This window comes from Acidovorax delafieldii (assembly GCF_007993815.1).
Lineage (GTDB): Bacteria > Pseudomonadota > Gammaproteobacteria > Burkholderiales > Burkholderiaceae_C > Acidovorax > Acidovorax delafieldii.
This window is the reverse complement of sequence record NZ_VJWE01000011.1, coordinates 925,997-950,394: the sequence shown is the minus strand read 5'-3', so window position 1 is coordinate 950,394 and position 24,398 is coordinate 925,997. Positions and strand designations below refer to the sequence as shown.

Genomic DNA, 24,398 nt, shown 5'->3' with positions numbered 1-24,398 from the left:
GAGATGGTTGAATTTTCCCTGTGGGACATCCTGCGCAACCTGCTGCTGGCAGCGCGCTGGACGGTGTCCCTGTCCCTCATCGCCTTCATCGGTGGTGGCCTGGTGGGCCTGGTGCTGCTGGTACTGCGCCTGTCCAAAGTGCGTGGCGTGGATCGCGCCGTGGGCGCTTATGTGCAGGTGTTCCAGGGCACGCCGCTGCTGATGCAGCTGTTCCTGGCCTACTTCGGCATTGCGCTGTTCGGTATCAAGACCTCGCCGTGGACGGCCGCTGCGGTGGCGCTCACGCTCTACACCAGTGCCTACCTCACAGAGATCTGGCGCGGCTGTGTGGCCTCCATCCCCAAGGGGCAGTGGGAGGCGGCGCAGAGCCTGGCGCTCAACTTCGGCGAACAGCTGCGCCATGTGGTGCTGCCGCAGGCGCTGCGCATCGCGGTGCCGCCCACGGTGGGCTTTCTGGTGCAGGTGATCAAGGGCACGGCGCTGGCTTCGGTCATCGGCTTTGTGGAGCTGACCAAGGCGGGCAGCATGATCTCCAACGCCACCTACAAGCCCTTCCTCGTCTACGCCTGCGTAGCGCTGCTGTATTTCGTTTTGTGCTTCCCGGTGAGCCTGGTGGCGCAGTCCCTTGAAAGGAAACTCCATGGCCATCGCCGCTGAAGCCTCTGCAACCAAACCCACCCCTGCGCACGACGGCATCGTGGTGGGTGAGCCACCCATTGTGGACATCACTGCGCTGCGCAAGTCCTACGGCAGCAACGAAGTGCTCAAGGGCATCGACCTGAAAGTGCAGCGCGGCGAGGTCATCGCCATCATCGGCAAGAGTGGCTCGGGCAAGAGCACGTTGCTGCGCTGCGTGAATGGGCTGGAGGAGTTCCAGGAAGGCGCGCTCAGCGTCAACGGCCAGAAGCTGCTGCACGACAGCCCCGCCGCCATGCGCGCGCTGCGCCAGCAGGTGGGCATGATCTTCCAGAGCTTCAATCTGTTTCCGCACCTCTCTGTGGGCCGCAATATCATGCTGGCGCCCACGCTGGTGAAGGCGCGCGATGCCAAAACCGCCGAGGCGCAGGCGCGCCAGCTTTTGGCGCGCGTGGGGTTGGCCGAAAAGTTTGACGCCATGCCCGACCAGCTCTCGGGCGGACAGCAACAGCGCGTGGCCATTGCGCGCGCACTGGCCATGGAGCCGCAGGTGCTCCTGTGCGACGAGATCACCTCGGCGCTGGACCCTGAACTGGTAGGCGAGGTGCTGCGCGTGGTCGAATCGCTGGCGCAAGAAGGCATGACGCTGATGATGGTCACGCACGAAATGGCGTTCGCCCGCAAGGTGAGCGACCGTGTGATCTTCATGCACCAGGGGCGGGTGCATGAGCAGGGCACGCCTGCCCAGCTGTTTGGAAGTCCGCAGACGCCTGAGCTGCAGCAGTTTTTGTCCTCGCTGCACGACTGACCTGACCGACTGCGCAAAAATCCCGCCCGTGGTCTGGAGGCTCCAGTACGGGCGGGCGCGGGAACGATGGGCGGCTATGTCAAACCATGGGGCTGATAGGTTTGAGTACCCAAGCCGCAACCTGGAGGCTGGGTGTCAGGACAGCAAGCCTTTCTCGAACTCGGTGGGCGAGAGGGTGCCGTTGTGGTCAGCGTCCAGTTCCTTGAATCGTTGGCTGATCGCAGGCAATTGGGCGGCTTCCTTCTCGCTGAGCTTGCCGTCCTTGTCAGTGTCTGCGCGCTGGAATGCGGTGGTAGCCGCCTTGGAAGGATTGCCAGTGCCTGGGCCGTACGAATAGGGGACCTCTGACGGAGAGGCGGTTTTTCCAGGTGAGGCGGTCTGTGCCTGCAAGGCACCCACACCACCCAGAGAGAGGGCGGCGAAGAGCATCACGCTGCGTGTGTCGAACGAGTAGTGGCGTCGTTGCAGTGCTTTCATGGTGAGCCTGGCTCCTTTGAAGTTGAACAGGCTTGCATTGCACCGCAGCAAAGCGTGCTGCGCCAGCACTCTTGCCTGCTGTTGCCTCACTCTACATTTGCCAGCGCGGTGTAACGCGGCACGCCGGTTGTGTGTAGATGTCCGCACAGTGTGTAGCCAGACGCAAGCGTCCCCTGGTGCGCATTCACACCCCACCTGCTCAGGCGCTTGGCCTGACCTGCAAGCCCGTGAACGTCCTACAAGCGGGGTCGGGGCGCGGCAAAACAATGCATCCAAGCATTTCGCTTGATCGCACGTTTTTCCGAAGGAGCTCTCCATGCAAAAGCAAACCGTCTTCGCCGCTCTGGCCGCACTGGCATGCACCGCTGCGCTGGCCCAGACCCCCGCCAACAGCAATGCGCGCCCTCCGTCCGAGGTGAACCCTTCTGCATCCAGTGGTGCGGCGGCGTCCAAGGCACAAAACAAGGTGGACACGCGCAGCGCCAACAGCAGCGCCATGCCTGCCAACCCCGCAGCTGGCGACGGACGTGCGGCGCCGGTGGCCGAGATCAACCCCAGCGCTTCAGGCGGCAAGGCCGCAGCCAAGGCCGATGCACGCGTCAATGCACGCCTGATGGACACCAACGGCGACGGCATGGTGTCGCGCCAGGAGTGGGACACCTACCACGCACATGCATGGGACACCATGAAGCCCACCAACGCTGGCGTATCCACAGCCGACATCGACAAGCTCAACCGTGCCCCCGCTGCGCATTGATCTCGCCGTACGCAGCGCCTTGATAGCGCTGCGCCGTCGCCCTGTGGCACACCATGTTGTGTGCCACAGGGCGTGGGTTCGCGTAGCGGGCATGCTGCGTGTGGTGGGCGGTCAGTGCTCAGGGCGCAGTGCGTAGGGGGATTGGAGGCGAAACGCTTGCACCCGCGTGGCGGTGGCGGAGAATCCGGGCAGATTCACTGCGGTGGCTTGTGCCGCGCAGAAGCTGGCATCCATCCTCCCGTTTCCTCATCAAGGCACCCCATGGGCAACCGACTCACAGAAATCGCAACCCGTACCGGCGACGCCGGCACCACCGGCCTGGGCAACAACCAGCGCGTCTCCAAGAACAGCCTTCGCATCCATGCCATGGGCGATGTGGATGAACTCAACTCGCACATCGGCCTGTTGCTGTGCGAGCCGCTGCCCGATGAAGTCCGCACCTTGCTGGTCGAGGTGCAGCACCAGTTGTTCAACCTGGGAGGCGAGCTGTCGATCCCGGGCTTCGAGCTGCTCAAGGCCGACGCCGTCTTGGCATTGGACGAAGCCCTGGCCCACCACAACGCCGCGCTGCCGCGCCTGCAGGAGTTCATCCTGCCCGCGGGCACCCGCGCCGCGTCACAGGCCCACGTGTGCCGCACCGTGGCCCGCCGCGCCGAACGCGCCGTGGTTGCCCTGGGCAACGAAGAGGCGCTGAACGATGCGCCACGCCAGTACCTCAACCGCCTCTCCGACCTGATGTTCGTGCTCGCCCGCGTGCTCAACCGCATGGATGGCGGTGATGACGTGTACTGGAAAAGCGAGCGCCTAGCCCAGCAAAACGCTACAGAATAGATAGCTACCAGCGCATATTCTTCTAGCGCTTGGGGCCGATTTCATCAAAAATACCCCCCAGCCTTTGCCACGGGCGCGTCCCCAGGCCAAGACCGCCGCGCAAGGGCCGCCCCGCCGCGCTGGCGGTGCCCCCCATCCCGGATCGCGCTAGCGATGCGAGAGAAGGGGGAAGGCGCGAAGCGCCTCAGGGGGATGCACTTTATCTCGGTGCGAGGATCGCCATCGTCAGCCGCGACACACAGGTCAGCTCACCCGCTTCGTTGTGCAGATCGATGTGCCACACGTGTGTGGTGCGGCCGATGTGCACCGGCTTTGCCGTGCCGGTCACCCAGCCGCTGGTGGCAGAGCGCAGGTGGTTGGCGTTGATGTCCAGGCCCACGGCGCGGTAGCCCTCCGGCAGGGTGTAGTAGGCGCCGGTGGAGCCCATGGACTCGGCCAGCACCACGCTGACACCGCCGTGCAGCAGGCCAAAGGGCTGGATGGTGCGGTGGTCTACCGGCACGCGGGCGCGCAGAAAGTCGTCACCCACCTCGACAAACTCAATGCCCAGGTGCTCTACGGCGGTGTTGCGGTTGGCGGCCTTCAGCAGGGCCAGGTCGATGGGTTTTTTCCAGATGGGCATGGTGGTCACGGGGCAGGGCCAAGTCAGTGCAAGCCGCTGATTGTGCCAATGCCTGTGGTCCCGCCCTGTGCCGCAGGTGCCTGGCCTCAGCCCACAAACTTTCCGTTGGCGCCCATCACCCCCAGGTCCAGAAAACGCGAGCCCACATACGGCGCGCCGCTGGCGTAGTCGATGGACAGGCCACCCAGGTCGTTGCTGCGGATGCCTGCGAGGGCGTTGCGCAGCTTGGCGCGGGTCAGGTCGCGGCCGGCGCGCTCCAGGCCCTCGGCCAGCACGCGGGCGTTCACATAGCCTTCAAAGCTGCGGGCCGAGAACTCCTGGTAGCCCAGTGCGCGCATGGCCTTCTGGTAGTCGCGCACCACGGCAAAGCTGGTGCGGGCCGCGTCGGGCAGCACCAGCGACAGCGCAATGCCCGAGGCCTTGCCACCGAGCTGGCGCAGGTTGTCGCCCGACAGCGCCACGCTGGTGGCGGCCAGCGGCGTGCTGGGCGAGACCTTTTTGAACTCATTGACCAGCGTGGCGGTGATGTCGCCCGCCGTGCCCAGCAGCACGGCGTTGGGCTTGGCAGCCACGGCCTTGCCCACCACATCCGCCACCTGGGCGCCCTGGGCGTCGAGCTTGAAGGCTTTGGGTGCGGGCTGCTTGGCGGCGGCCATGGCCTTGGTCACATCGGCCAGAAACTCGCGGCCAAAGGCGGTGTCCTGGTACACGACGGCCAGCTCGGTGATGCCCATGGACACCAGCTTTTGGGTCAGGCGCTGGGCCTCGTCGGCGTAGCTGGCACGCACGTGGAACACCGAGCGGTACTCGGCCTTGCGCAGCGATGTGGCGCCGCTTTGCGGGGCCACGTAGGGGATCTGCGCCTCGTCCACCAGCGGCAGGATGCGCTGGTTGTTGGCCGTGCCCATGCAGGAGATCAGCGACACCACGTTGGCATCGGCAATCAGCTTGCGCACGTTGTCTTCGGAGCGGGCAGCGTCGTAGCCGTCGTCCAGCGCCAGCAGCTTGATTTCGCGGCCGTGGATGCCCTTGGCGTTGGCCTGGGCAAAGCCTGCATCCAGCCCCTGCTTGAGTTCCTTGCCCAGGCTGGCCAGCGCACCAGTCGTTCCCAGCGAGCAGCCAATGGTCACGCTCTTCGCGTCCATGGGGTCCTGCACGCCCACGGCGCGCGACGCGGTGGCAAACAGCAGGCCGGTGCTGGCGGCCACAAGGGATTGGGTGAACTGACGGCGTTGCATGGTCAAAAAAATCTCGCAGACAAAAAGCCACCAGCCCCGGACAGGGGCGGGTGGAGGGGGATGTGGACAGACAGAGGGGGAGGTCGATAGACCTAGGGTTAACCCTGATTTTACCGGGCCAGGCTGGCAGTTGGCTGTCAGAAGCCGATGGCCCTGCGGACCCTGTCGACAAGCGGGCGCCGCGCCTCTACGCTGCGCCGACCGGATCTGCGGGCCGGCGCATGCTCCCCGTTTCCACATACCGCTGGTGCCACGACAGCGCCTCATTCAGCAGGTGTGGCGTGTGCTGGCCCACGGCGTTGCGCTTGGCGCGGGCCACGTAGTCGTGCAGGGCGGGGCGGAAGTCGGGGTGCGCGCAGCGGTCGATGATGATCTCGGCGCGCTGCGTGGGCGAATGGCCGCGCAGGTCGGCCAGGCCTTGTTCGGTGACGAGGATCTGCACATCGTGCTCGGTGTGGTCCACATGCGAGGCCATGGGCACGATGCATGAGATGCTGCCGTTCTTGGCCAGCGACGGCGTCATGAAGATCGACAGGTAGGCATTGCGCGCAAAGTCGCCCGAGCCGCCAATGCCATTCATGATGGCCGAGCCCATCACGTGCGTGGAGTTCACGTTGCCATAGATGTCGGCTTCGATCATGCCGTTCATCGCGATCAGGCCCATGCGGCGGATCAGCTCGGGGTGGTTGCTGATCTCCTGCGGGCGCAGCACGATGCGCTGCTTGTAGTAGTCGATGCGGTCGTTGAAGTCCTGCATCGCCGCCGGGCTCAGCGACAGCGCCGTGGCCGAGGCGCTGGCCAGCTTGCCCGAGCGCAGCATGTCCAGCATGCCGTCCTGCAGCACCTCGGTGTAGGCCGTGAGGTTGTCGAACGGGCCGTTGTTCAGCCCTGCCAGCACTGCGTTGGCGATGTTGCCCACGCCCGACTGCAGAGGCAGCAGGTCTGCGGGCAGGCGGCCCTTTTTCACCTCGTGCTGCAGGAACTCGATGATGTGGCCCGCGATGCGGTTGGAGGTGTCGTCGGGCGCGGCGTACACGCTGTTGCGGTCGGGCTGGTTGGTCATCACCACGGCGATCACCTTGCTCGGGTCGCAGCGCAGGTAGGGCTCGCCAATGCGTTCGTCGGGCCGTGTCATGGGGATGGGCTTGCGGTGCGGCGGTACATCGGTGCCGTAGTAGATGTCGTGCATGCCCTCCAGCTGCGGGTTGTGCCAGGCATTCACTTCCAGGATGACCTTGTCGGCCTGGTCCAGCCAGGTCTTGTTGTTGCCCACCGAGGACGAGGGGATCAGACGCCCGTCGGGCAACACGCCCGCCACCTCGACCACCGCCACATCCAGCTTGCCCAGAAACCCGAACCACACAAACTGCGCCACGTGCGACAGGTGGATGTCCACATACTGCATCTGCCCCGCATTGATCTGGCGGCGCACCGTGGGGTCGGACTGGTAGGGCAGGCGCATCTCGATGCCGTCCACCTGGGCCAGCGCGCCGTCCAATTCGGGTGCGGTGCTGGCGCCTGTCCACAGCCCGATCTTGAAGCCATGGCCCTGCGCGTTCAGGCTCTCGATGCGGCGCGCCAGCGCGCCGGGCACGGCCTTGGGGTAGCCCGCGCCAGTGAATCCGCTCATGCCCACATGGGCACCGGCAGGGATCAGGGCGGCCGCCTCGTCGGCGGTCATGGTGCGGGAGAGAAAGTCGGGGTACAGCACCCGATCGGCCAGGGACATGAACAAACTCCGCAAAAAGAAAAAGGCCACCCGCCCGGTGAGCGGATGGCCCTGTGGACAAAACCCTGGATGCTAGCCTTCGTTCCTTACAAATTAAGGGTTAACCCTTACATATGAGGTTCAGCCCGGCCACATCCACAGATTACGCCGCTTTGCGGTTGAGCAGCGCGTACAGCAGGATCGCCCCGAACGTGGCGGTGCCGATGCCGCCCAGCGCGAACTGGCCGAACTTGAGTGTGAAGTCGCCCGTGCCCAGGATGAGGGTGATGGCCGCCACGATGAGGTTCTTGTTCTGCGAAAAATCCACCTTGTTGTCCACCCAGATCTTGGCGCCCGCCACCGCGATCAGGCCAAACACCACGATGGACACGCCGCCCATCACCGGCAGCGGAATGGTCTGGATCAGTGCGCCGAACTTGGGGGAAAAGCCCAGCACCAGCGCAAACACACCCGCCAGCAGGAACACGGCGGTGGAATAGATCTTGGTCGCCGCCATCACGCCGATGTTCTCGGCATAGGTGGTCACGCCCGTGCCGCCTGCGCTGCCACTCACCATGGTGGCAATGCCGTCACCAATGAACGCGCGGCCCATGTAGCGGTCCAGGTTCTGGCCGGTCATGGCCGTCACGGCCTTCACGTGGCCCAGGTTCTCGGCCACCAGGATGATGGCCACGGGCGCAATCAGCAGCATGGCATTGCCGCTGAACTGCGGGGCCGCAAAGCTCGGCAGGCCAAACCACGCAGCGTTGGCCAGTGCAGTCAGGTCCATCGGCTTGCCCAGGCCCAGGCCGTTGGTCAGCACTGCATAGATGATGCTGGCCACGATCAGCCCGACCAGGATCAACAGGCGCTGCACCATGCCGCGCGTGAGCACGGCCACCAGGCCCACGCTCACAAAAGTCACCACCTGCATCCAGCTGTCAAAGTTGCTGGCCGCCATGTTCTTGATGGGAATGCCCGCGAGGTTCAGCCCGATCACCGCCACCACCGAGCCCGTGACCACGGGCGGCATGAAGCGCTCGATCCAGCCCGTGCCAATCGCCTGCACCAGCGCGCCGATGAGCGTGTAGACGAGGCCACACGCAATGATGCCGCCCAGCGCCACGCCGATGTTGGCATTGGCCCCTTGGCCCGCATAGCCCGTGGCCGCAATCACCACGCCAATGAACGCAAAGCTGGAGCCCAGGTAGCTGGGCACCTTGCCGCCGGTGACGAGGAAGAAGATCAGCGTGCCGATGCCGCTCATCAGGATGGCCACGTTCGGGTCAAAGCCCATCAGGATGGGCGCCAGCACCGTGGCGCCAAACATTGCAATCACGTGCTGCACGCCCATCACAGCCGTCTGCGGCCAGGGCAGCCGCTCGTCCGGCGCGATCACGCCGCCTTGTTGCAACACATCAGCGCTTTTCACACGCCAGTTCATGAATCCCATGTGGTTGTTCCTTGTGGTTGAGGCGCGAATGCTAGTGGATGCGGCCAGGGTGGGGGACGAGCATCCCAGGCGGGTTACGATGCCCCCGCCCCCGCGAGGCACCCCGCACCGTTGCCAAGACCCTCACTGCCATGTTTCCTGCACCCACTTGCCCCTCGTGCCGCCAACCCATGCAGGCACACCGCTTTGCCAGCAACCTGGGCGATTCGCTGGAGCTGGACATCTGCTTTGCCTGCCAGGGCATGTGGTTTGACCGGCACGAGAACCTCAAGCTCACGCCCCAGTCCGTGGTCGAGCTGTTTCGGCTGCTGCACGAGCACCGTGTGGACCAGCACCAGGCCCTGGCCGAGAGCATGGCCTGCCCGCGCTGCAACACCAGCCTGGCCAAGGGTTACGACGTGGTGCGCAGCGGCCGCTACATGGTGTACCGCTGCGGGCGACAGCATGGGCGCTTCAGCACCTTCTCGTCCTTCATGGTCGAAAAAGGCTTTGTGCGCCACATGACGCGCCCCGAGATCGACGACCTCGCCAAGCGCGTGGGCGCCATCTACTGCACCAGTTGCGGCGCCCCTGTGGACATCCGCAAGGACCACGCCTGCCCCTATTGCCGTGCCGCGTTCTCCCTCATCGACCCCCAGGCCGTGGTGCGCGCCATGGAGGGCTATGCCGCCGCGAGCGCCAAGGCACCGGCGGCGCCGGTATCGCCCGTGGACATTGGCGACGCCCTGGTGGCCCTGGAGCGCGACCGCACCCGGGCCGAGCGGGAGCGCCAGAAGCGGGCGTTCACCACGGCCAGCAGCGACGCCAATGACAGCTCGTTCACCGGGGACCTGCTGGCCGCCGGGGTGGCGCTGGTGTGGGCGCTGGTGAAGGACTAGGGATTCAGCGTCGCGCTGGCCGCAAGCCCCGCCAGTGCACTGACATACCGCAGCACGCGCTGCGGTCATTCACGACAGACTGGGGCAGACCGTTCAGAATGGCCCAAGAACCTGTTGAACAGGCTCTAATGCCCTTGCCCTGGGCCACACCGCATCCCACGCAACCGTGGCGCCCGCAGCCACTGGAGGAGCGCCCCGTGCCGCAGTCCCCCACCAGACGCCCTGCCCGATCGCCGCGCAGCCCTGCGCCACCGGCGCGTGCGCTTCACCGCACCGGCAGCCTGCTGCAGCGCGCGCAGCTGCCCCCCGTGCCCAGCACCTTGCTCATCCCTTTGGCCGCGCGTGCCCACGGCGGGCGCTATTTCCCCTGGCTCGACTGCCACGATGCCGTGGCCCAGGCCTTGCTGACGCAGTTGGATGCCGATGTGAACAGCACCCTGGACGACCTGCCCACGGTGCTGCATGTGCTGTGGCGCACCCGCGCCATCAAGGAGGCGGGGCGCGCCTTTTTTGCCGAGCACCCGCAGGCCCTGGGCGTCAACCTGGGGTGTGGCCTCACGCACCACTTTCAGTGGCTGGACACGGGGGCCAACCAGTGGCTTGATGCGGACCTGCCTGCGGTGATGGCGCTGCGCAAGCCCCTGTTGCCGCCGCAGTGCCCGCGCATGCGCCGTGCCGATCTGGACCTGTCGCAACCCGGCTGGTGGCAGCGGCTCGGGCTGCCCGCGCAGCGCACCGACCCCCCGGTGCTGCTGGTGTGTGAGGGCGTGTTGATGTACCTGCCACCCGCGCAGGTGCATGCCGTGCTGGCCGAGTTTGCGCAGCACGCTCCGCCGGGCTCGCGCATGGTGTTGGATGTGATGACGCGCCAGGCCGTGGGTTGCGCAGCCCGCCACGCCAGCGTGGGGCCTACGGGCGCGGAGTTTCGGTGGGGGGTCGGCCGCATTGCAGAGCTGGCGGCTGTGCACCCGCGCCTGCACCTGCTGCGCGAGCAAAGCGTGGCGGAAGGCTACGGCTGGGCCGGTATTGCCATGGACATGTGGTGGCGCCCCTGGCTCGGTGCGCCGCTGTATGGTCTGGCCACGCTGGGGGTGAGGGACGGCTCTCCCTGAGCCGCTTCGCGTCTTCCCCCTGAGGGGGACGCCACCGGTGGCCTGGCAAAGCCAGTTCCACGGTGGCGCTGGCGTGGGGCGCGCCCGTTGCAGAGGTTGGCTACGGCCTGAGCGTCAGTGCGCGCATCCATTGGGGCGCCTTGCCCGTCAGCTGCCCCACGATGGCCGCCTGCAGCGGTGGCAGGCGCCGCGCGCCCTGCAGCACCAGTTGCCGCAGCAGGCGGGGCACCGGGCGGGCGTCGGTGTACAGGCGCACGATGGCGTTGGTGCCCTGGTAGATGGGCCAGGCGTGGCGGTGGTGGCCCTGGGCGTAGGGGGCCAGGGCGTCGGCGCTGCCAATGTCCTGCCCGCGCTGGCGGGCGCTGACCAGCGCGGCCGTGAGCCGCTCCACCCCCGCCAGCCCCAGGTTGTAGCCATGCGCCGTGACCGGGTGCATGCCCACGGCGGCGTCGCCCAGCAGCGCGCAGCGGTGGCCCGCAAAGCGCTGGGCATACACGGCCACCAGCGGGTAGGCATGGCGCTCGCCCACCAGCGCCATGGGTCCCAGCCGGTCGTTGAACTGGGCCTGCACCTGGGTGGCAAAAGCCTCGGGGCTTTGGGCCATCAGCGCGGCGGCGTCGGCCGCGCCCGCCGTGACCACCACCGAGCACAGCGCTTGTCCCGTCTGTGGGTCATCGGGCAGGGGCAGCACGGCCAGTGTGCGGTCGTAGCCAAAACATTCGTGCGCCACGTTGCCGTGGGGCAGGGCGTGGCGCATGCGGCAGACGATGACGGTGCGGCCAAAGTCGGTCATGTCTGCGCCAAGGCCCAGTTGGCGGCGCGTGGCCGAGAAGCGGCTGTCGGCGGCCACCAGCAACGGGGCGGTGAGGCGCTGGGGCGTGGCGTGGTCGCCAGGGCCCGTGTGGGAGGGCACGCAGTCCAGCTCGGCATGGCCGGGCAGCGCGGCCACGCGGGTGACCTGGGTGCCGGTGAGCAGGCGCACGCCCGGGGTGCTCGCAGCCACCGCGTGGGCTGTGCGCCGCAGAGCGTGGTTGGGCACGATGAAGCCCAGGGCGCCGTGAGCTGACACATCGCCGTGGGTGCCGCTGGCCGCGTTCAGTTGTAGCGCGCTGTGGCGGCCCAGCGGGCCGTCGTGCACCTGGGCCTCGGCAATCTGGCCCACCTCGTGGTCGGCCAGGTGCGCCCAGCTGCCCAGCCGCTGCAACGTTGCCTGGCTGGGGTGGGTGAGGGCGATTTCGCGGCCGTCAGGTGCGGGCTGGGCCAGCGCGCGGTCGCCCTGCTGCTCCACGACGGTGGCGGTGAACCCGGCCTGCGCCAGGGAGATGGCCAGCGACAGGCCCGCCGGGCCTGCGCCGACGATGAGCACGTCGCTGTGGTGGGTGGTCATGGCGGGATGAATACAGGGTGACAAGGTGCCCGCCCCGGGTCGGGGAGGCCGCGCGCCATTGTGGGCGGGCGGGTCTGGGCACGCTTTGCCCTGCGTCAAGCCATGGCGTGGTGACGCTATCCAATTGATAGCTGTTCAGGCATATGGTTCTAGCGCCTGGGGGCTAAAACAATCGAAACTCAGTCTCTGGCTGCCTTGCGCGGGGTTTTGCTGGACTTCTTTTTGGCCGGGCCTGCCTTCTTGCCGCGCAGGTGCAGCACCCAGGTGACCAGCAGCCACAGGTAGCCCGCCGGGATGCTGTACGCCGCAAAAGCCGCCAGCGACAGTGGTGGTGCGGTGACGGAGCGCGGGTTGGCAATGGTCTCCAGCAACTGGCGCGTGCCGGTGCCCAGCGTGGGCGTGGCGTGCTGGCTGCCCGAGCGGGCCATGAGGGCGCCCATGAAGGTGAAGAACTCCATCAGCAGCGCGCCGATCAGAAAACAGGCCAGCAGGGCCATCAGCTGTGCAAACGCCCGCCGGTTGCCCTTGGCCAGGAACACGATGGCCGACACCAGCCACAGCGCGGGCAACAACAGGACCAGGGCGGGCCAGGCGGACAGGAGAGTGGACATGGGAGACACGGCAGGTAGCAACAGGCAGCAGGGGCCGCTGGTGCGGGCACCAGCGATTCATCGGCAAGGCGCCTCCAGGAAGGCGGTCGAGTGCGGATGATAGAGGCTGCCTGTCGCCGGCTGATTCCGGCGGGTCGCGCGACCCGTCTGCCACCGCCGGCCGGCGCTTACGCCGCCACAAAGTCGGCCACGGCCTGCAGCACTTCCGCCTGCTGCAGGATCTTGCGGTGCCCCAGCCCCTCGGTGGCCAGCAGCGCGGCACCCTGAATGTGGTCGCGGTAGGCCTCGCCGTCAGCAAAGCGGTTGATGCGGTCGCCCCGGTCGTGCACCACCAGCGTGGGCAGTGCAATGCGCGGGCCCACGGCGGGGGGCTCAAACTGTCGCATCAGGATGCCCTCGCGCGCCTCGATGCGCCGCTGCATGGCGGCGCGGGTGCGCTCGGACAGGCCAAACACCTGCGCGAACAGGCGCGTGTATTCGTGCGGCGAGGCGGGCGGCGCCAGCAGCACCAGCCGCTCGGTGGCCAGGCCCCGGCTGGCCGCATGGGCCGCTGCGTTGGCCGCCAGCGAATGGGCCACCACGGCGTGGGGCGCCGAGTCCTGCGCGTGCAGGCGGGCGGTGGCGTATTCGATGGCACGGGCGAACTGCGGCAGGTTGCTCACGCGGCCCCGGCTGCCGCCGTGTGCGGGCAGGTCCACCAGCACCGGGCGCAGGCCGCGGGCGGCCAGGGCGTCGGCCAGCGGCAGCATCTGGCGCGCATGCCCGCCCCAGCCGTGCAGCAGCAGCACCGTGGGGCCGTGCGGCTGGGCCTGGGGCAGGTACAGCGTGATCTCGGCGTCTTCAAACGCCAGGCGCTCCGTGCGCCAGTGGCCCGGTGGCACGGCGCTGCGGCCCGGTTTGCGCAGGGGTAGGGGCGTGCCAAACAAGCGGTAGGCCGCGCGCACGGCCAAGGTGGGCCACAGGCGTTCGGCCGTGCCCAGCGCCACACGCAGCAGGCGCATGCCGGGGTGCTCGCCGTAGAAGCTGGACGTGGCCTGCAGCGCGGCGGATGGGGAGGTGTTCATGGTGGGACTCCAGGAGGGAGATGGGGGTAGATGGGGGAGGTGGACCGGGTGGACGGTCAGTAAAAGATCCAGTCCCGGTTGCTGCGCGGGAGGCTGGTGAGGGTGCTGCGTAGCGACCGGATGGCGCCCACTGCGGCCGCAATGGCGGCAATGCCCAGGATGATCAACATGGTGGTTCCTTTCTTCGCACGGTTGTGCGAAATTGGGACATAAAAAAACAAGAGCACTCCCTGGCACACCACCGCGTATCAAGCGGGGGAGGGGAGGTAACTCTTGACGAGGCGCGCCCAGGACGCCTCAGTGCGTGCCACTGCCTGCGGATCGCGCAGGAAGCGAACGTCGTGCAACAAGCCCATGATCAGGCCATAGATCTCGCCCACCAGCTGGTCGGGGGATGTGTCGGCCGCCAGGTGCCCGGCCTCGATGGACTGGATCACTGTGCGGCGCAATGCGGCGCGCCAGCGGGTGATTTCAGCGTGCAGCAGGTCGCGCAGTTCGCCCTCGCGGTCGTCCAGCTCGAAGGCGCCGGCGGTGTAGATGCAGCCCGTGAATGCCTCCACGTCGCGCGTGCGGGCAATCCAGCGGCGCAGGATCTCCTGCAGGCGCGGCAGGCCCTTGGGCTGCTGCATGGCGGGTACGAACACATCGGCCAGAAAGCGGCGGCCAAACTCCTCGATCACCGCTTTTTGCAGCGCCTCGCGCGAGCCGGCCCGCGAGAACACGCCGCTCTTGGACAGGCCCACGCGGTCGGCCACGGCCTGCAGCGTGATCGATTCCAGCCCCTCGGCCGCAGCCAGGTCCAGCGCCGCGCCGACGATGGCGGCGCGGGTGAGTTCGGCTTTCTGGGTTTTGGCGTCCATGGCTGCAATTTAGCACGATTGTGCGAAATAGCGCAATCCCCCGCGCTGTCAACCGGGCGACGGACGCGGCTGGCCTCTGCCGGGCGCCGCTGGTACGCTGCGTCGCCATGGAGACAACACACACAACCCCGCCTTACATCCCCCAGATCCGCCTGTACCAGAACTGGCTGCGCGACCAGCGCGGCCTGCAGTTCGACAGCTACGACGCGCTGTGGCGCTGGTCCACTACCGAACTCGACGCCTTCTGGCAAAGCGTGTGGGACTACTTTGACCTGCAGTCGCCCACCCCCCACACGGCCGTGCTGGCGAAGAACACCATGCCCGGCGCGGTGTGGTTTCCTGGCGCCCAGGTCAATTACGCACGCCAGGCGCTGCGGCATGTGGATGCCGCCCACGCGGCGGGCCTGCCCGCCATCATCAGCCGCAACGAAAAGGGCCAGCACCGCGAGCTGAGCTGGCCCGAGCTGCGCCGCCAGGTCGCGTCGCTGGCGCTGCACCTCAAGGCCCAGGGCGTGTTGCCCGGCGACCGCGTTGCGGCCTACCTGCCCAACGTGCCCGAGGCCATGATCGCCTTCCTGGCCACGGTGAGCATCGGCGGCGTGTGGAGCATCTGCGCGCCGGACATGGGCACGCATGCGGTGCTCGACCGCTTTCGCCAGATCGAGCCCAAGGTGCTGATCGGCGTGGACGGAGTGAGCTATGGCGGCCGTGACCACGACCGCCGCCCCGTGCTGGCCGAGCTGCGCGAGGCCCTGCCCAGCGTGCAGCACGCGGTGCTGCTGGGCAATCTGGATGCTTCGGTTTCGATAGCTGGCTGGGCAAGCTGGACTAGCGCTACCGCCCAAAACGATGCAGAAACGGCTGCCTTCGAGCCGATGTGGCTGCCGTTTGACTACCCCCTGTGGATCGTCTACTCCAGCGGCACCACCGGCCTGCCCAAGCCCATTGTGCATGGCCATGGCGGCACGGTGCTGGTGGCGCTGCAGCTCAAGGTGCTGCACAACGACATCGGCTGCAGCTACGAGCCCAACAGCTTTGGCGAGCGCTACCACTGGTACAGCTCCACCGGCTGGGTGATGTGGAATGCGCAGCTCAGCGGCCTGCTGTCGGGCACCACCTGCGTGATCTACGACGGCAACCCCGGTGGCAGCAAGGAGCACCCGGACTGGGGCGTGCTGTGGCGCTTTGCGGCCGAGACGGGCGTGACCTTCTTCGGTGCGGGCGCGGCGTTCTTTGCCAACTGCATGAAGGCGGGCATTGCGCTCAGCGACCATGGCGACCTGGGGCGCATCCGCGCGCTGGGCACCACCGGATCGCCGCTGTCGCCCGAGGTGCAGGAATGGGGCACGGCCCAGTTCGAGGCCTTGGGCACCCATGACATCTGGTGGAACAACATTTCGGGCGGGACTGACTTTTGCGGCGCCTTCATCGGTGGCAACCGCGAGATGCCCCAGGTGCCCGGCGAGATGCAATGCCGCATGCTGGGCGCGGCCGTGGAGTCCTGGGACGCCGAGGGCCGCCCCGTGCAGGACGCGGTGGGCGAACTGGTCTGCGCGCAGCCGATTCCGTCGATGCCGCTCTACCTGTGGGGCGACAAGGATGGTTCGCGTTACCTTTCGAGCTACTTCGACATGTACCCCGCAGGCCACGGCCGCCAGCCCGGCGGTGGCGACGGCCCCGCGAGCATGGGCGCGGTGTGGCGGCATGGCGACTGGCTCAAGATCGGCGCCAACGGCGGCTGCGTGATCTATGGCCGCTCTGACGCCACCATCAACCGCCACGGTCTGCGCATGGGCACGAGCGAGATCTACAGCGCGGTCGAATCGCTGCCCGAAGTGCTCGACAGCCTGGTGGTGGACCTGGAATACCTGGGCCGCGAGAGCTACATGCCGCTGTTTGTGGTGCTGCGCCCCGGCTACGCGCTGGACGATGGCCTGCGCGCGCGCATCAACGGCGCCGTGCGCACGGCCCTGAGCCCACGCTTTGTGCCCGACGACATCTTTGCCGTGGCCGAGGTGCCGCGCACGCTGAGCGGCAAGAAGCAGGAGCTGCCCATCAAGAAACTGCTGCTGGGCCAGCCCATCGAAAAGGTGGTCAACAAGGACGCGATGGCCAACCCGGGGTGTCTGGACTGGTATGTGGCGTTTGCGGCGCAGCGGGCGAATGTGCTCCAAAAATAATAGCTGCTAGTGCTTATTGAATAAGCGCTATCGCCCTGTTTGAATGCAAGGGTTCGTGCGGCACCGAGGCGCGCTGCGCCTCAGGGGGTCAGTCCAGCTTCGCGCCCGATGCCTTGATCAGCCGCTCCCACACCGGGCGTTCCTTGTTCATGGCCGCGGTGAACAAAGCCGGTGAGCTCTTTTGCACGTCAAAGCCCATGGCCGTGATGCGCTGCGCCACATCGGGATGCTCGGTGGCTTTGCGCACCTCGGCCGCAACGCGCTCCAGGATGGCGGGCGGTGTGCCTGCGGGGGCTCCAAACGCCAGCCAGCCCGCCACGCGGTAGGCCTCGTCGTTCAGGCCCTGTTCGCCCAGTGTGGGCACGTTGGGCAGCGTGCCCATGCGGCGCTCGCCGCTCACGCCAATGGCCTTGAGCTTGCCGGCGTCGATGTGCGCCTTGACTTGCAGTGCACTCGCAAAAGCAATCTGGATCTGCCCGCCCAGCAGGTCCTGCACCATAGGCGCCTCACCCCGGTAGGCCACGTGGCTCATGTCGGCGTTCTGCGACTGGCTCATGTACGCGCCGGCCAGATGCGGGTAGGCACCCGTGCCGTAAGAACCATAGGCCACCTTGCCTTTGTTGGCGGCGATGTATTTCAGCAGCTCAGGCCCCGTGGCCACCGGCACGCTGGGGTGGGCCACCAGCACCAGGGGCGCGATGGCGATCTGGTAGATGGGCGCGATGTCCTTCTCGGGGCTGTAGGGCAGCTTGGTGTACAGGAACTGGTTGGTGAGCATCGAATTGCTCAGCGCCAGCAGCAGGGTGTAGCCGTCCGGTGCGGCCTTGGCCACCGCGTCGGTGCCGATGATGCCGGCCGCGCCGGGCTTGTTGTCGATGACCATGGGCTGGCCCAGGCCCACGGCCATCTTCTCGGCCAGCACGCGCGCCAGCACGTCGGTGGCGCCGCCGGGGGCGAAGGGCACCACCACCTTGATGGGCTTGTTGGGGTAGGCAGCCTGCGCCCAGGCGGCGGTGCCGGTGCAGGCGGTGGCAGCGGCCAGCGCGGCAGCGCCGAGCCATGAACGGCGGGTCAGGGGGAAGGGCATGCGTTGTCTCCTGTCGTGGTTATTAGCAATGAGAAATCGAACGGGCTCCACCAGACATGGTGGTGGGCCGGGGCCTGGCTGTCACGCCATGGGCTTATGCGGTCTGGGGGCTCCCTGGGGCGGGGCCGGTGGTGACGCGCACGGTGAGGGGCAGGGGCGCGAGCACTTCGCGCAGGCGGGCCTGCAGCGCGTCGGCGTCGGGGCCCGGAGCCACGGTCACGCGCACGGCGTTGTCGCCCTCGGGCTGTACCTGGGGACGGAGGCCGTCCGTGGCTTGTCCGCACACCCCATCGACCAGCGCTTGCACCGTGTGGCAGGCCGCGCGCTGGCGCAGATCGGGCTTGTAGATCTTGCCCACGTTGGTCACGGGCATGGTCTGCAGCACCTGCACCCAGCGCGGGCGGGCCACGGCCTCGTCCACGCGTTCGGCGGTGAAGGCCAGCAGTTCGGCCTCGGTCACAGCCGGTGCACCGGGCACCAGCGTGGCGTAGACCACGGGCAGCTCGCCCGCATAAGCATCGGGCGCGCCCACGGCGGCGGACAGCTGCACGGCGGGGTGGGCGCCCAGCGCGTCTTCGATCACCTTGGGGTCGATGTTGTGGCCGCTGCGGATGATGAGGTCCTTGGAGCGACCACTCAGGTGCAGGCGGCCCTGCTCATCCACAAAGCCCAGGTCGCCCGTGGCCAGCCAGCCATAGGGCGTGAAGGCCTTGGCCGTGTCGGCTGCATCGAGAAAGCCGGAGAACAGGTTGGGCGACTGGAACAGCACCATGCCCGGCTGGCCGGGCGGCAGGTCCTGGTCGGACGCATTGCCCTGCGCATCCAGCGCCACCACTCGCAGCTGGGTGTACGGCAGCCGCCAGCCCACGCAGCCTGCGGGCGCGTTGACGCCCGGTGGGGTGATGGTGGAGATGCCCGCCATCTCCGTCATGCCCAGGCTTTCGTGGATGTGCAGGCCAAACAGGCGCTCAAACCGCGCCGCCAGCTCGGGCGCTAGGATGGCCGCGCCGGTGCGGCAGTAGCGCAGCGTGGCAATGTCGGCCCCGTCCAGCGGCACGTTGGCCAGCGCCGCCAGCGCTGTGGGCACGGCCGACAGGTAGGTGCAGCGGTAGCGCTCTACCAGCCGCCAGTAGTTCGCAATCACCTCGCGGTTGCGGAACAGGCCGGTGGTGGGGATGATGGTCTCCACCCCTGCCGACAGCGCCGCCAGCGAGCCGGGCAGCACTCCCGCCACATGGAACAGCGGGTAGCCGTTGATGCCCACGTCCTCGGGCCGTATGCCCTGCATCTGCACGCTGCCCCAGGCGGTGAACACCTGCGCGCCGTGGCTGTGGCGGGCCAGCTTGGGCGCACCGGTGGTGCCGCCGGTGTGGAAGTACGCGGCGATGTCGCTGGCCACAATGCGGCGGCCGCTTACTAGGTGGTCGCCCGGGTGCTGGTGGCGCGCGGCCAGATCGAGCATGCCTGGGGGCAGGGCGGTTGTTGCGCCCGCTGCCTCGTCGTATGGGGCTACGCGCAGCACTGTGGTCAGGGTGGGTACCAGGGCGCGCAGGCGCAGGGCCTTGCTCCAGTAGCCCAGGTCGCCCTCGCCGCCGTAGGCAATCAGCACCTTGGCCCGGGCCAAGGTCATCATGGCCGCGATCTTCTCGTCGGTGAGCATGGGATTGAGCGGCTGCACGATGCCCGCCGCCTCGCCACCCCACAGGGCCAGGTGGTATTCCAGGCAGCCGGGCAGCAGCACGGCCACGGCGTCCTGCGGGCCCACGCCCAGGTGGTGCAGCAGGTTGGCTGTCTGGTGGATGCCGGTGAGCAGCTGCGCATACGACCAGCGGATGGGTTCGGCAGCCGGGTCGGCGGCGGGCAAAAAGGCCAGCGCCGTCTTGTCGCCAAACGCCGCCGCCGAATTCACAAAAATTTCGTAGGTGCTTTGCACCGGTAGCGCCTCGGCCAGGGGGCGGGCTTCGAGCCGTTCCACATCCTGCAGGCTGCGCACCGGGGCACCCGGGGCAAAAGGACTGTGCAGTGGGGGCAACGAGGGGTGGCGCATGGGGTTGTCTCGGGTCTTGTGGGGAATCAGGTCGGTCACCGACGGTGCACATATGCGGCGTCGTCCTACCTGGCGGCCGTCGCCGCTTGCCCACAGTCTGTCCGTGTGCCAGCGCAAAAGCAGTCACGCAGATGTCAGGGCAGGTCTTCAGGGCATACAGGCGATCCGCTGCGCGATGGACAACAGGCTCTTGACGCGCCGGTGGCGCTGCAGCACACCCATAATGGACCTTGTTGATTGCCACTGCGCGCCCCGCTGCGCGCCTTTACTTCATGAACACACCGCAGCCGCCCAAACGTTTTTCGATGATCCGTGAGTTCCACCTGGCCGACTGGTTCACGCTGGGCAACGCGGTCTGCGGCGTGGGCGCGCTGTTCTCGGTCATGTCGTACCTGGAGACCAGCAATGTGGTGCATGTGTACTTTGCATGTGCCCTGGTGCTGGCCGCGCTGATCTTTGATGTGCTGGACGGCCGCATCGCGCGCTGGCGCCAGAAAAGCTCGGCCATGGGCCGCGAGCTGGACTCGCTGGCCGACGTGATCTCGTTCGGCGTGGCCCCGGCGATCATTGCCTATGGGTGCGGCATGCAGGGCCTGTACGACCGCATCGTGCTGGCCTACTTTGTGGCCTGCGGCGTGTCGCGCCTGGCGCGCTACAACGTCACGGCCGAAACCCTGTCGGGCGACGATGGCAAGGTCAAATACTTCGAGGGCACCCCCATCCCCACCTCCATCGTGCTGGTGGGCCTGCTGGCCCTGGCCGCCTGGCTGGGAGCAGTGCGCGAGAACCTGTGGTTTGGCAAGCTGCTCATCGGCGGCTTCACGCTGCACCCGCTGGTGCTGCTGTTTGCGGTGTCGGGGTCGCTGATGATCAGCCGGATTCGCATTCCGAAGCTCTGAGCCGCTGGCTAGCGCGTCCTTTCTTTGTGGATGTTGAACACCATGGCACTCCAAAAAATCGCAGCGTTCTCCGACGGCCCCCAGGGCGGCAACCCCGCCGGTGTGTGGATCGGTGACGCGCTGCCCAGCCCCGCAGATATGCAGCGCATTGCCGCTGAAGTCGGTTTTTCTGAAACTGCGTTTGCCGCCCCGCTGGGCGATGGCCGGTGGCGGGTGCGCTACTTTGCGCCCGAGAGCGAGGTGCCCTTCTGTGGCCACGCCACGATTGCCCTGGGCGCCGCGCTCGCGAAGCGCGAGGGCGACGGCGTGTTTGCGCTGTCGCTGAGCCAGGCCGAGATCACGGTCGAAGGCCGCCGCGCGGGCGATCTGGTGCAGGCGGCGCTGCAGTCGCCCCCCACGCGCAGCGGGCCTGTGCCAGCGGCGCTGCTGGCCGATGCGCTGGCCCTGTTTGGCCTCAGCGCGGTCGATCTGAACCCGCGCATTCCGCCCGCGCTCATCCACGGCGGTGCGGACCACCTGGTGCTGGCCCTGCGCGGCCGCGCGGCGCTGGCGGCCATGCACTACGCGCTAGATGCCGGCCGCACGCTGATGGTGAGCGCCGGGCTGGTCACCATCGTGCTGGCGTTTGTGGAGTCAGACCGCCTGCTGCACACCCGCAATGCCTTTGCGTCGGGCGGCGTGCTGGAAGACCCGGCCACGGGTGCCGCCACGGCCGCGTTGGCGGGCTACCTGCGCGACCTGGGCTGGCCGCACGGCGGTGCCATTGACGTGGTGCAGGGCGAAGACATGGGCATGCGCTCGCGCCTGCGGGCCGAGATCGGGCCGGTGGCTGGCAGCTCCATCCGCGTGTCGGGAACGGCGCGGTGGATGGGCGATGGCGAATGATTTTTGCTATTGAAAATATAGCTGCTAGCGCATGATTCACTAGCGCTACCGCCCGATTTGTGCAGAAAGCGGGCAAGCCGAGCACGTGGGGCTCTGTGCGCCCGGCCTCCCGCTCAGGCGCTGATCTCGTCCTGGAGCCACTGCACAAAACGCAGCGTCTCCGCCGATGGGTCCGGCGCCATGCCCAGGTAGTGCCGCGTCAGCGGCAGGCGCAAGCTGGGCAGCGGTGACACCAGCCGCCCCGAGGCCAGGTCGTGGGTGATCAACGACACCGGGGCCACCGCAAAACCCAGCCCATCCACGGCGGCCTGCAGCACAAAGTGCAGGTGGTCAAACTGCAGGCAGCTGGCGGGCTGGAGCCTTGGCGCGTTCACCAGCTTCTTCCAGCTTTCCCAGTCCTTGCTGCGCGATTTGGACAGCAGCAACACATGGGCCGACAGCGCCTCGGGCTGCGTCACCGGGCGCTGGGCGAACAGCGCCGGCGACCCCACCACCAGCGCCTCATCCTCCAGAAACGGCTGCACCTGCATGCCCGGCGGCCAACCGCGTGGGCCGCGCCGCAGGGCCAGGTCGAAGGTCTCGGTGGCATGGTCCGGCGCCAGCGTGCTGGTGATGACCTGGGGCTCAATGTCCGGATGCTGGGCCACAAAACCCGGCAGCCGGGGGATCAGCCACCGCACCGCAAAGCTGGGCCGCACATTGATCTTCACGCTGCGCAGCCCGGCATCGCCCCGCAGCGACTGGGCGGCAGCGCCGATCTGCGCGAGCGCCGGCCCGACCTGTGCATGGAACTGGTGGCCCGCCGCGGTGAGCAGCACCTGCCGGGTCTTGCGCTCGAACAGGTCCACGCCCAGGTGTGCCTCCAGCGCCTTGATCTGGCGACTGATGGCGCTATGGGTGACGTGCAGCTCCAGCGCGGCGCGGGTAAAGCTCTGGTGGCGCGCCGCTGCTGCAAAGGCGCGGACGGCATTCAGCGGGGGCAGGCGGGGTGGCATGCGCGGAATTTTCACACGCGTGCGTCGCCGCCAAATCGTCTGCCGGGAGACGGTGGTTTGCCAAGCCGCTGGTCAGCGGCGGCACGCTGCGCCTGTGGTCGCCGATGCTGTGGTGTCGGGGCCGTTGCCGACCCCTCTAGATTAGATGCCGAAGTGGTGACCCCGGCCCACGGGCTGCATGGGCCGAGTGCCAAGGGTCAGGGGCAGGTCCAGGCCCCGTTGCGGCGATTGAAAAGCTCGCTGCCGTAGAAAAGACCATTGCCGTCAGGGGCTAGCGCCCAAGCCACGGTATCGCGCGCCATGACGGCCTGCCTACGCCATGTGGTGCCATCGCGTCCGAAAAGCGCAATATGCCACCCGGGGGTCGTGCTATACGCTCCGTTGGCCAGAGGTTCTGTAATCCAGGGGCTCTTGCTGCCGCAAGTCAGATCTGCTGCGACGATGGTGAATTCTGAGGGCAATCTGCCTGGCAAGTATTGGGCTTCCACCGCCAGGGTGTTGCCGTCGTGGGAGAGCGTCATCGCGCTGTACCGCGATGCGGCGATGTCCAGGAAATTCACGATGCCCACCGGCAGCCGCGCTTGCTCTGTCCATCCGTCGACCCCTTTCTGCGCGTAGATATGCACGTGCGGTGGCGTGAAGTTCTCGCTGCGGGTGATGGCGCCGCTGTTCAGTGCCAGCGTACTGCCGTCGCCCGACAGGGCGAGGGCAGTGCCCACGATGCTGTCGCCTGGCGCGAAATGGCTTTGCGCAGCCCAGGTGGTACCCGTGCGCACATAGGTGAAAACGGCGTTGGAGTCGCTGGCTGCCGCCCCAAAGCGCCCCGTGACCGCCAGCAGGTTGCCGTTGGCCGACAGCGCGAGCCGGTCAGGGACTATCTGGCAGGGCTGGGGGCAGGCTGCGGGCGTCTGGGTCGAGGCAATCGTGGTTGGCTGGCTCCAGGTGCCGCTGCTGCGTTGGTAGATCTGTACCTTGGACTCTTCGCTGGCGGCCAGCGTGTTGCCGTCCGCTGAAAGCGCGATCCGGTACGCACTGGTGGGGATCTCCGCCTGCTGTTGCCATGGCTGGCCGGCTGCAGTGCGCGTGAACACCAGCAAGGTGCTTGTCGAACCGTTGGAGCCACGAAGGACCAGGGTCAGGCCGTCTTGGGATATGGGGTCGAAATTGCCCGATGAGGATTTGAGGGGCGCGCGTCCCGAGGAGAATTCGTAGCTGATGCGGCTGGGAAGGTCTAGTGCCTTCGCTGCGGTGAAGGCTCCACATCCATCGCTGTTACAAGCCCGCAGGCGGAAGGTTGCGTTGATGAAATCAGGGATTCGGGCGAGGCTCAGGTTGCCGAACTGTCGTTGCGTCGTGGAGTAGAAACTCAGGCCCTGCGCCGCGCCCATCTGCACTTCGGTCTGCGGCCCTGGGCCATCCAAGTCGGCAAAGAGCTCATAGCGCGTGGCGCCCGGCGTGGCGCTCCACGCAAAACTCAGAGCCCCGCTGTTCTCAAAGTTCTCGGGGGCGGGCAGCGTGCTGGTGACGGGGGGCTGGCCAGGCTCTGCGGAGCCGGAGCCGCCGCCGCAGCCTGCCAAGGCCAGTGCGGCACAGCCCAGGGCCAGCGTGGCTCGCAAGGTCGGCAAGGCCCGGGGGGCCCGCTGGTGAACGGCTTCGGGTGCAAAGGTCAGTGTGTCGTGACGCATGGATACCTTTTTGAAGAAAGCGTGAAATGGTGCTCGGGTACCGGTGGCGGTACTTTGCAGTGGCGATTCAGACCGTCCCAGTGTGTTCTTCCCAAACACCTGGACCAGGAATCTTCGACAGCGAGTGTCGGGAAAATGATAGCTGCCAGTACTGTGCAGGTAGCCCTTGGGCACCATT

22 protein-coding genes are annotated in these 24,398 nt (G+C 67.2%); 9 read left to right on the top strand and 13 right to left on the bottom strand.

Annotated features, from left to right (window positions below):
• Positions 1-3 precede the first annotated feature (3 nt).
• Positions 4-657, top strand: coding sequence for an amino acid ABC transporter permease (locus ATF69_RS07085; RefSeq protein ID WP_056057035.1), 654 nt, complete (start codon positions 4-6; stop codon positions 655-657).
• The gene (locus ATF69_RS07080; protein WP_146870341.1) at positions 641-1,444 is read left to right on the top strand and encodes an amino acid ABC transporter ATP-binding protein; all 804 of its coding nucleotides are present in this window, start codon (positions 641-643) and stop codon (positions 1,442-1,444) included. The genes ATF69_RS07085 and ATF69_RS07080 overlap by 17 nt, the downstream gene beginning before the upstream one ends.
• Positions 1,445-1,579: 135 nt before the next feature.
• Here the strand turns inward: ATF69_RS07080 and ATF69_RS07075 are convergent, their stop codons facing one another.
• Entirely contained in the window at positions 1,580-1,921 is a 342-nt protein-coding gene (locus tag ATF69_RS07075; protein ID WP_121943872.1) for an EF-hand domain-containing protein, read from the bottom strand.
• Positions 1,922-2,237: 316 nt separating this feature from the next.
• Between ATF69_RS07075 and ATF69_RS07070 the strand changes: the two genes are divergently transcribed.
• Together ATF69_RS07070 and ATF69_RS07065 are read left to right on the top strand one after the other, a co-directional pair.
• Entirely contained in the window at positions 2,238-2,678 is a 441-nt protein-coding gene (locus tag ATF69_RS07070) for a hypothetical protein (protein ID WP_146870339.1), read from the top strand.
• A gap of 261 nt (positions 2,679-2,939) precedes the next feature.
• Positions 2,940-3,509 carry a cob(I)yrinic acid a,c-diamide adenosyltransferase gene (locus ATF69_RS07065; RefSeq protein WP_108500130.1) on the top strand — a complete coding sequence of 190 codons (570 nt, stop codon included), beginning with the start codon at positions 2,940-2,942 and terminating at the stop codon, positions 3,507-3,509.
• Positions 3,510-3,708: 199 nt separating this feature from the next.
• On the opposite strand, the gene ATF69_RS07060 is transcribed toward ATF69_RS07065, so the two are convergent.
• From ATF69_RS07060 to ATF69_RS07045, 4 genes are all read right to left on the bottom strand, one after another.
• Positions 3,709-4,131 (bottom strand): hotdog fold thioesterase, encoded by a 423-nt coding sequence (locus tag ATF69_RS07060; RefSeq protein WP_108500132.1) that lies wholly within the window; start codon positions 4,129-4,131, stop codon positions 3,709-3,711.
• A gap of 86 nt (positions 4,132-4,217) precedes the next feature.
• Positions 4,218-5,369 carry an ABC transporter substrate-binding protein gene (locus ATF69_RS07055; RefSeq protein WP_146870337.1) on the bottom strand — a complete coding sequence of 384 codons (1,152 nt, stop codon included), beginning with the start codon at positions 5,367-5,369 and terminating at the stop codon, positions 4,218-4,220.
• A 187-nt stretch (positions 5,370-5,556) separates the two neighbouring features.
• A complete protein-coding gene (locus tag ATF69_RS07050) occupies positions 5,557-7,098 on the bottom strand; it encodes a succinyl-CoA:acetate CoA-transferase ScpC (RefSeq protein WP_146870335.1) in 1,542 nt (513 codons plus the stop codon).
• 142 nt (positions 7,099-7,240) lie between these two features.
• Positions 7,241-8,530 (bottom strand): solute carrier family 23 protein, encoded by a 1,290-nt coding sequence (locus tag ATF69_RS07045; protein ID WP_146870334.1) that lies wholly within the window; start codon positions 8,528-8,530, stop codon positions 7,241-7,243.
• 131 nt (positions 8,531-8,661) lie between these two features.
• On the opposite strand from ATF69_RS07045, the gene ATF69_RS07040 reads away from it, so the two are divergent.
• Positions 8,662-9,408: a zf-TFIIB domain-containing protein gene (locus ATF69_RS07040; RefSeq protein ID WP_146870332.1), complete on the top strand. Its 747-nt coding sequence runs from the start codon at positions 8,662-8,664 to the stop codon at positions 9,406-9,408.
• A gap of 197 nt (positions 9,409-9,605) precedes the next feature.
• Positions 9,606-10,520 carry a class I SAM-dependent methyltransferase gene (locus ATF69_RS07035; protein WP_244303669.1) on the top strand — a complete coding sequence of 305 codons (915 nt, stop codon included), beginning with the start codon at positions 9,606-9,608 and terminating at the stop codon, positions 10,518-10,520.
• Between the two features lie 100 nt (positions 10,521-10,620).
• Here ATF69_RS07035 and ubiM read toward each other — a convergent pair whose 3' ends face one another.
• The 4 genes from ubiM to ATF69_RS07015 all read right to left on the bottom strand — a co-directional run bounded on the left by ubiM (position 10,621) and on the right by ATF69_RS07015 (position 14,442).
• Positions 10,621-11,907, bottom strand: a complete 1,287-nt coding sequence (gene ubiM / locus ATF69_RS07030; RefSeq protein ID WP_146870329.1) for a 5-demethoxyubiquinol-8 5-hydroxylase UbiM — start codon at positions 11,905-11,907, stop codon at positions 10,621-10,623.
• A 179-nt stretch (positions 11,908-12,086) separates the two neighbouring features.
• Positions 12,087-12,518: a hypothetical protein gene (locus ATF69_RS07025; protein ID WP_146870327.1), complete on the bottom strand. Its 432-nt coding sequence runs from the start codon at positions 12,516-12,518 to the stop codon at positions 12,087-12,089.
• Positions 12,519-12,685: 167 nt separating this feature from the next.
• On the bottom strand, positions 12,686-13,582 hold the full coding sequence (locus ATF69_RS07020) for an alpha/beta fold hydrolase (protein ID WP_146870325.1): 897 nt from the start codon (positions 13,580-13,582) through the stop codon (positions 12,686-12,688).
• Between the two features lie 248 nt (positions 13,583-13,830).
• Positions 13,831-14,442 (bottom strand): TetR/AcrR family transcriptional regulator, encoded by a 612-nt coding sequence (locus tag ATF69_RS07015; protein WP_056057057.1) that lies wholly within the window; start codon positions 14,440-14,442, stop codon positions 13,831-13,833.
• A 107-nt stretch (positions 14,443-14,549) separates the two neighbouring features.
• Here ATF69_RS07015 and ATF69_RS07010 point away from each other — a divergent pair, with 107 nt between their 5' ends.
• Complete coding sequence (locus tag ATF69_RS07010) at positions 14,550-16,622, top strand: acetoacetate--CoA ligase (RefSeq protein WP_146870324.1); 2,073 nt, start codon at positions 14,550-14,552, stop codon at positions 16,620-16,622.
• Between the two features lie 88 nt (positions 16,623-16,710).
• Here ATF69_RS07010 and ATF69_RS07005 read toward each other — a convergent pair whose 3' ends face one another.
• On the bottom strand, positions 16,711-17,709 hold the full coding sequence (locus tag ATF69_RS07005) for a Bug family tripartite tricarboxylate transporter substrate binding protein (RefSeq protein ID WP_146870322.1): 999 nt from the start codon (positions 17,707-17,709) through the stop codon (positions 16,711-16,713).
• 94 nt (positions 17,710-17,803) lie between these two features.
• Positions 17,804-19,756 carry an AMP-binding protein gene (locus ATF69_RS07000; protein WP_146870320.1) on the bottom strand — a complete coding sequence of 651 codons (1,953 nt, stop codon included), beginning with the start codon at positions 19,754-19,756 and terminating at the stop codon, positions 17,804-17,806.
• A 272-nt stretch (positions 19,757-20,028) separates the two neighbouring features.
• On the opposite strand from ATF69_RS07000, the gene pssA reads away from it, so the two are divergent.
• Both pssA and ATF69_RS06990 read left to right on the top strand, forming a co-directional pair.
• Positions 20,029-20,655 (top strand): CDP-diacylglycerol--serine O-phosphatidyltransferase, encoded by a 627-nt coding sequence (pssA, locus tag ATF69_RS06995; protein ID WP_056057700.1) that lies wholly within the window; start codon positions 20,029-20,031, stop codon positions 20,653-20,655.
• 42 nt (positions 20,656-20,697) lie between these two features.
• Positions 20,698-21,540: a PhzF family phenazine biosynthesis protein gene (locus ATF69_RS06990; protein ID WP_146870319.1), complete on the top strand. Its 843-nt coding sequence runs from the start codon at positions 20,698-20,700 to the stop codon at positions 21,538-21,540.
• Between the two features lie 113 nt (positions 21,541-21,653).
• Here ATF69_RS06990 and ATF69_RS06985 read toward each other — a convergent pair whose 3' ends face one another.
• A complete protein-coding gene (locus ATF69_RS06985) occupies positions 21,654-22,535 on the bottom strand; it encodes a LysR substrate-binding domain-containing protein (RefSeq protein ID WP_146870318.1) in 882 nt (293 codons plus the stop codon).
• 197 nt (positions 22,536-22,732) lie between these two features.
• Complete coding sequence (locus ATF69_RS06980; protein WP_146870316.1) at positions 22,733-24,397, bottom strand: WD40 repeat domain-containing protein; 1,665 nt, start codon at positions 24,395-24,397, stop codon at positions 22,733-22,735.
• Position 24,398 lies beyond the last annotated feature (1 nt).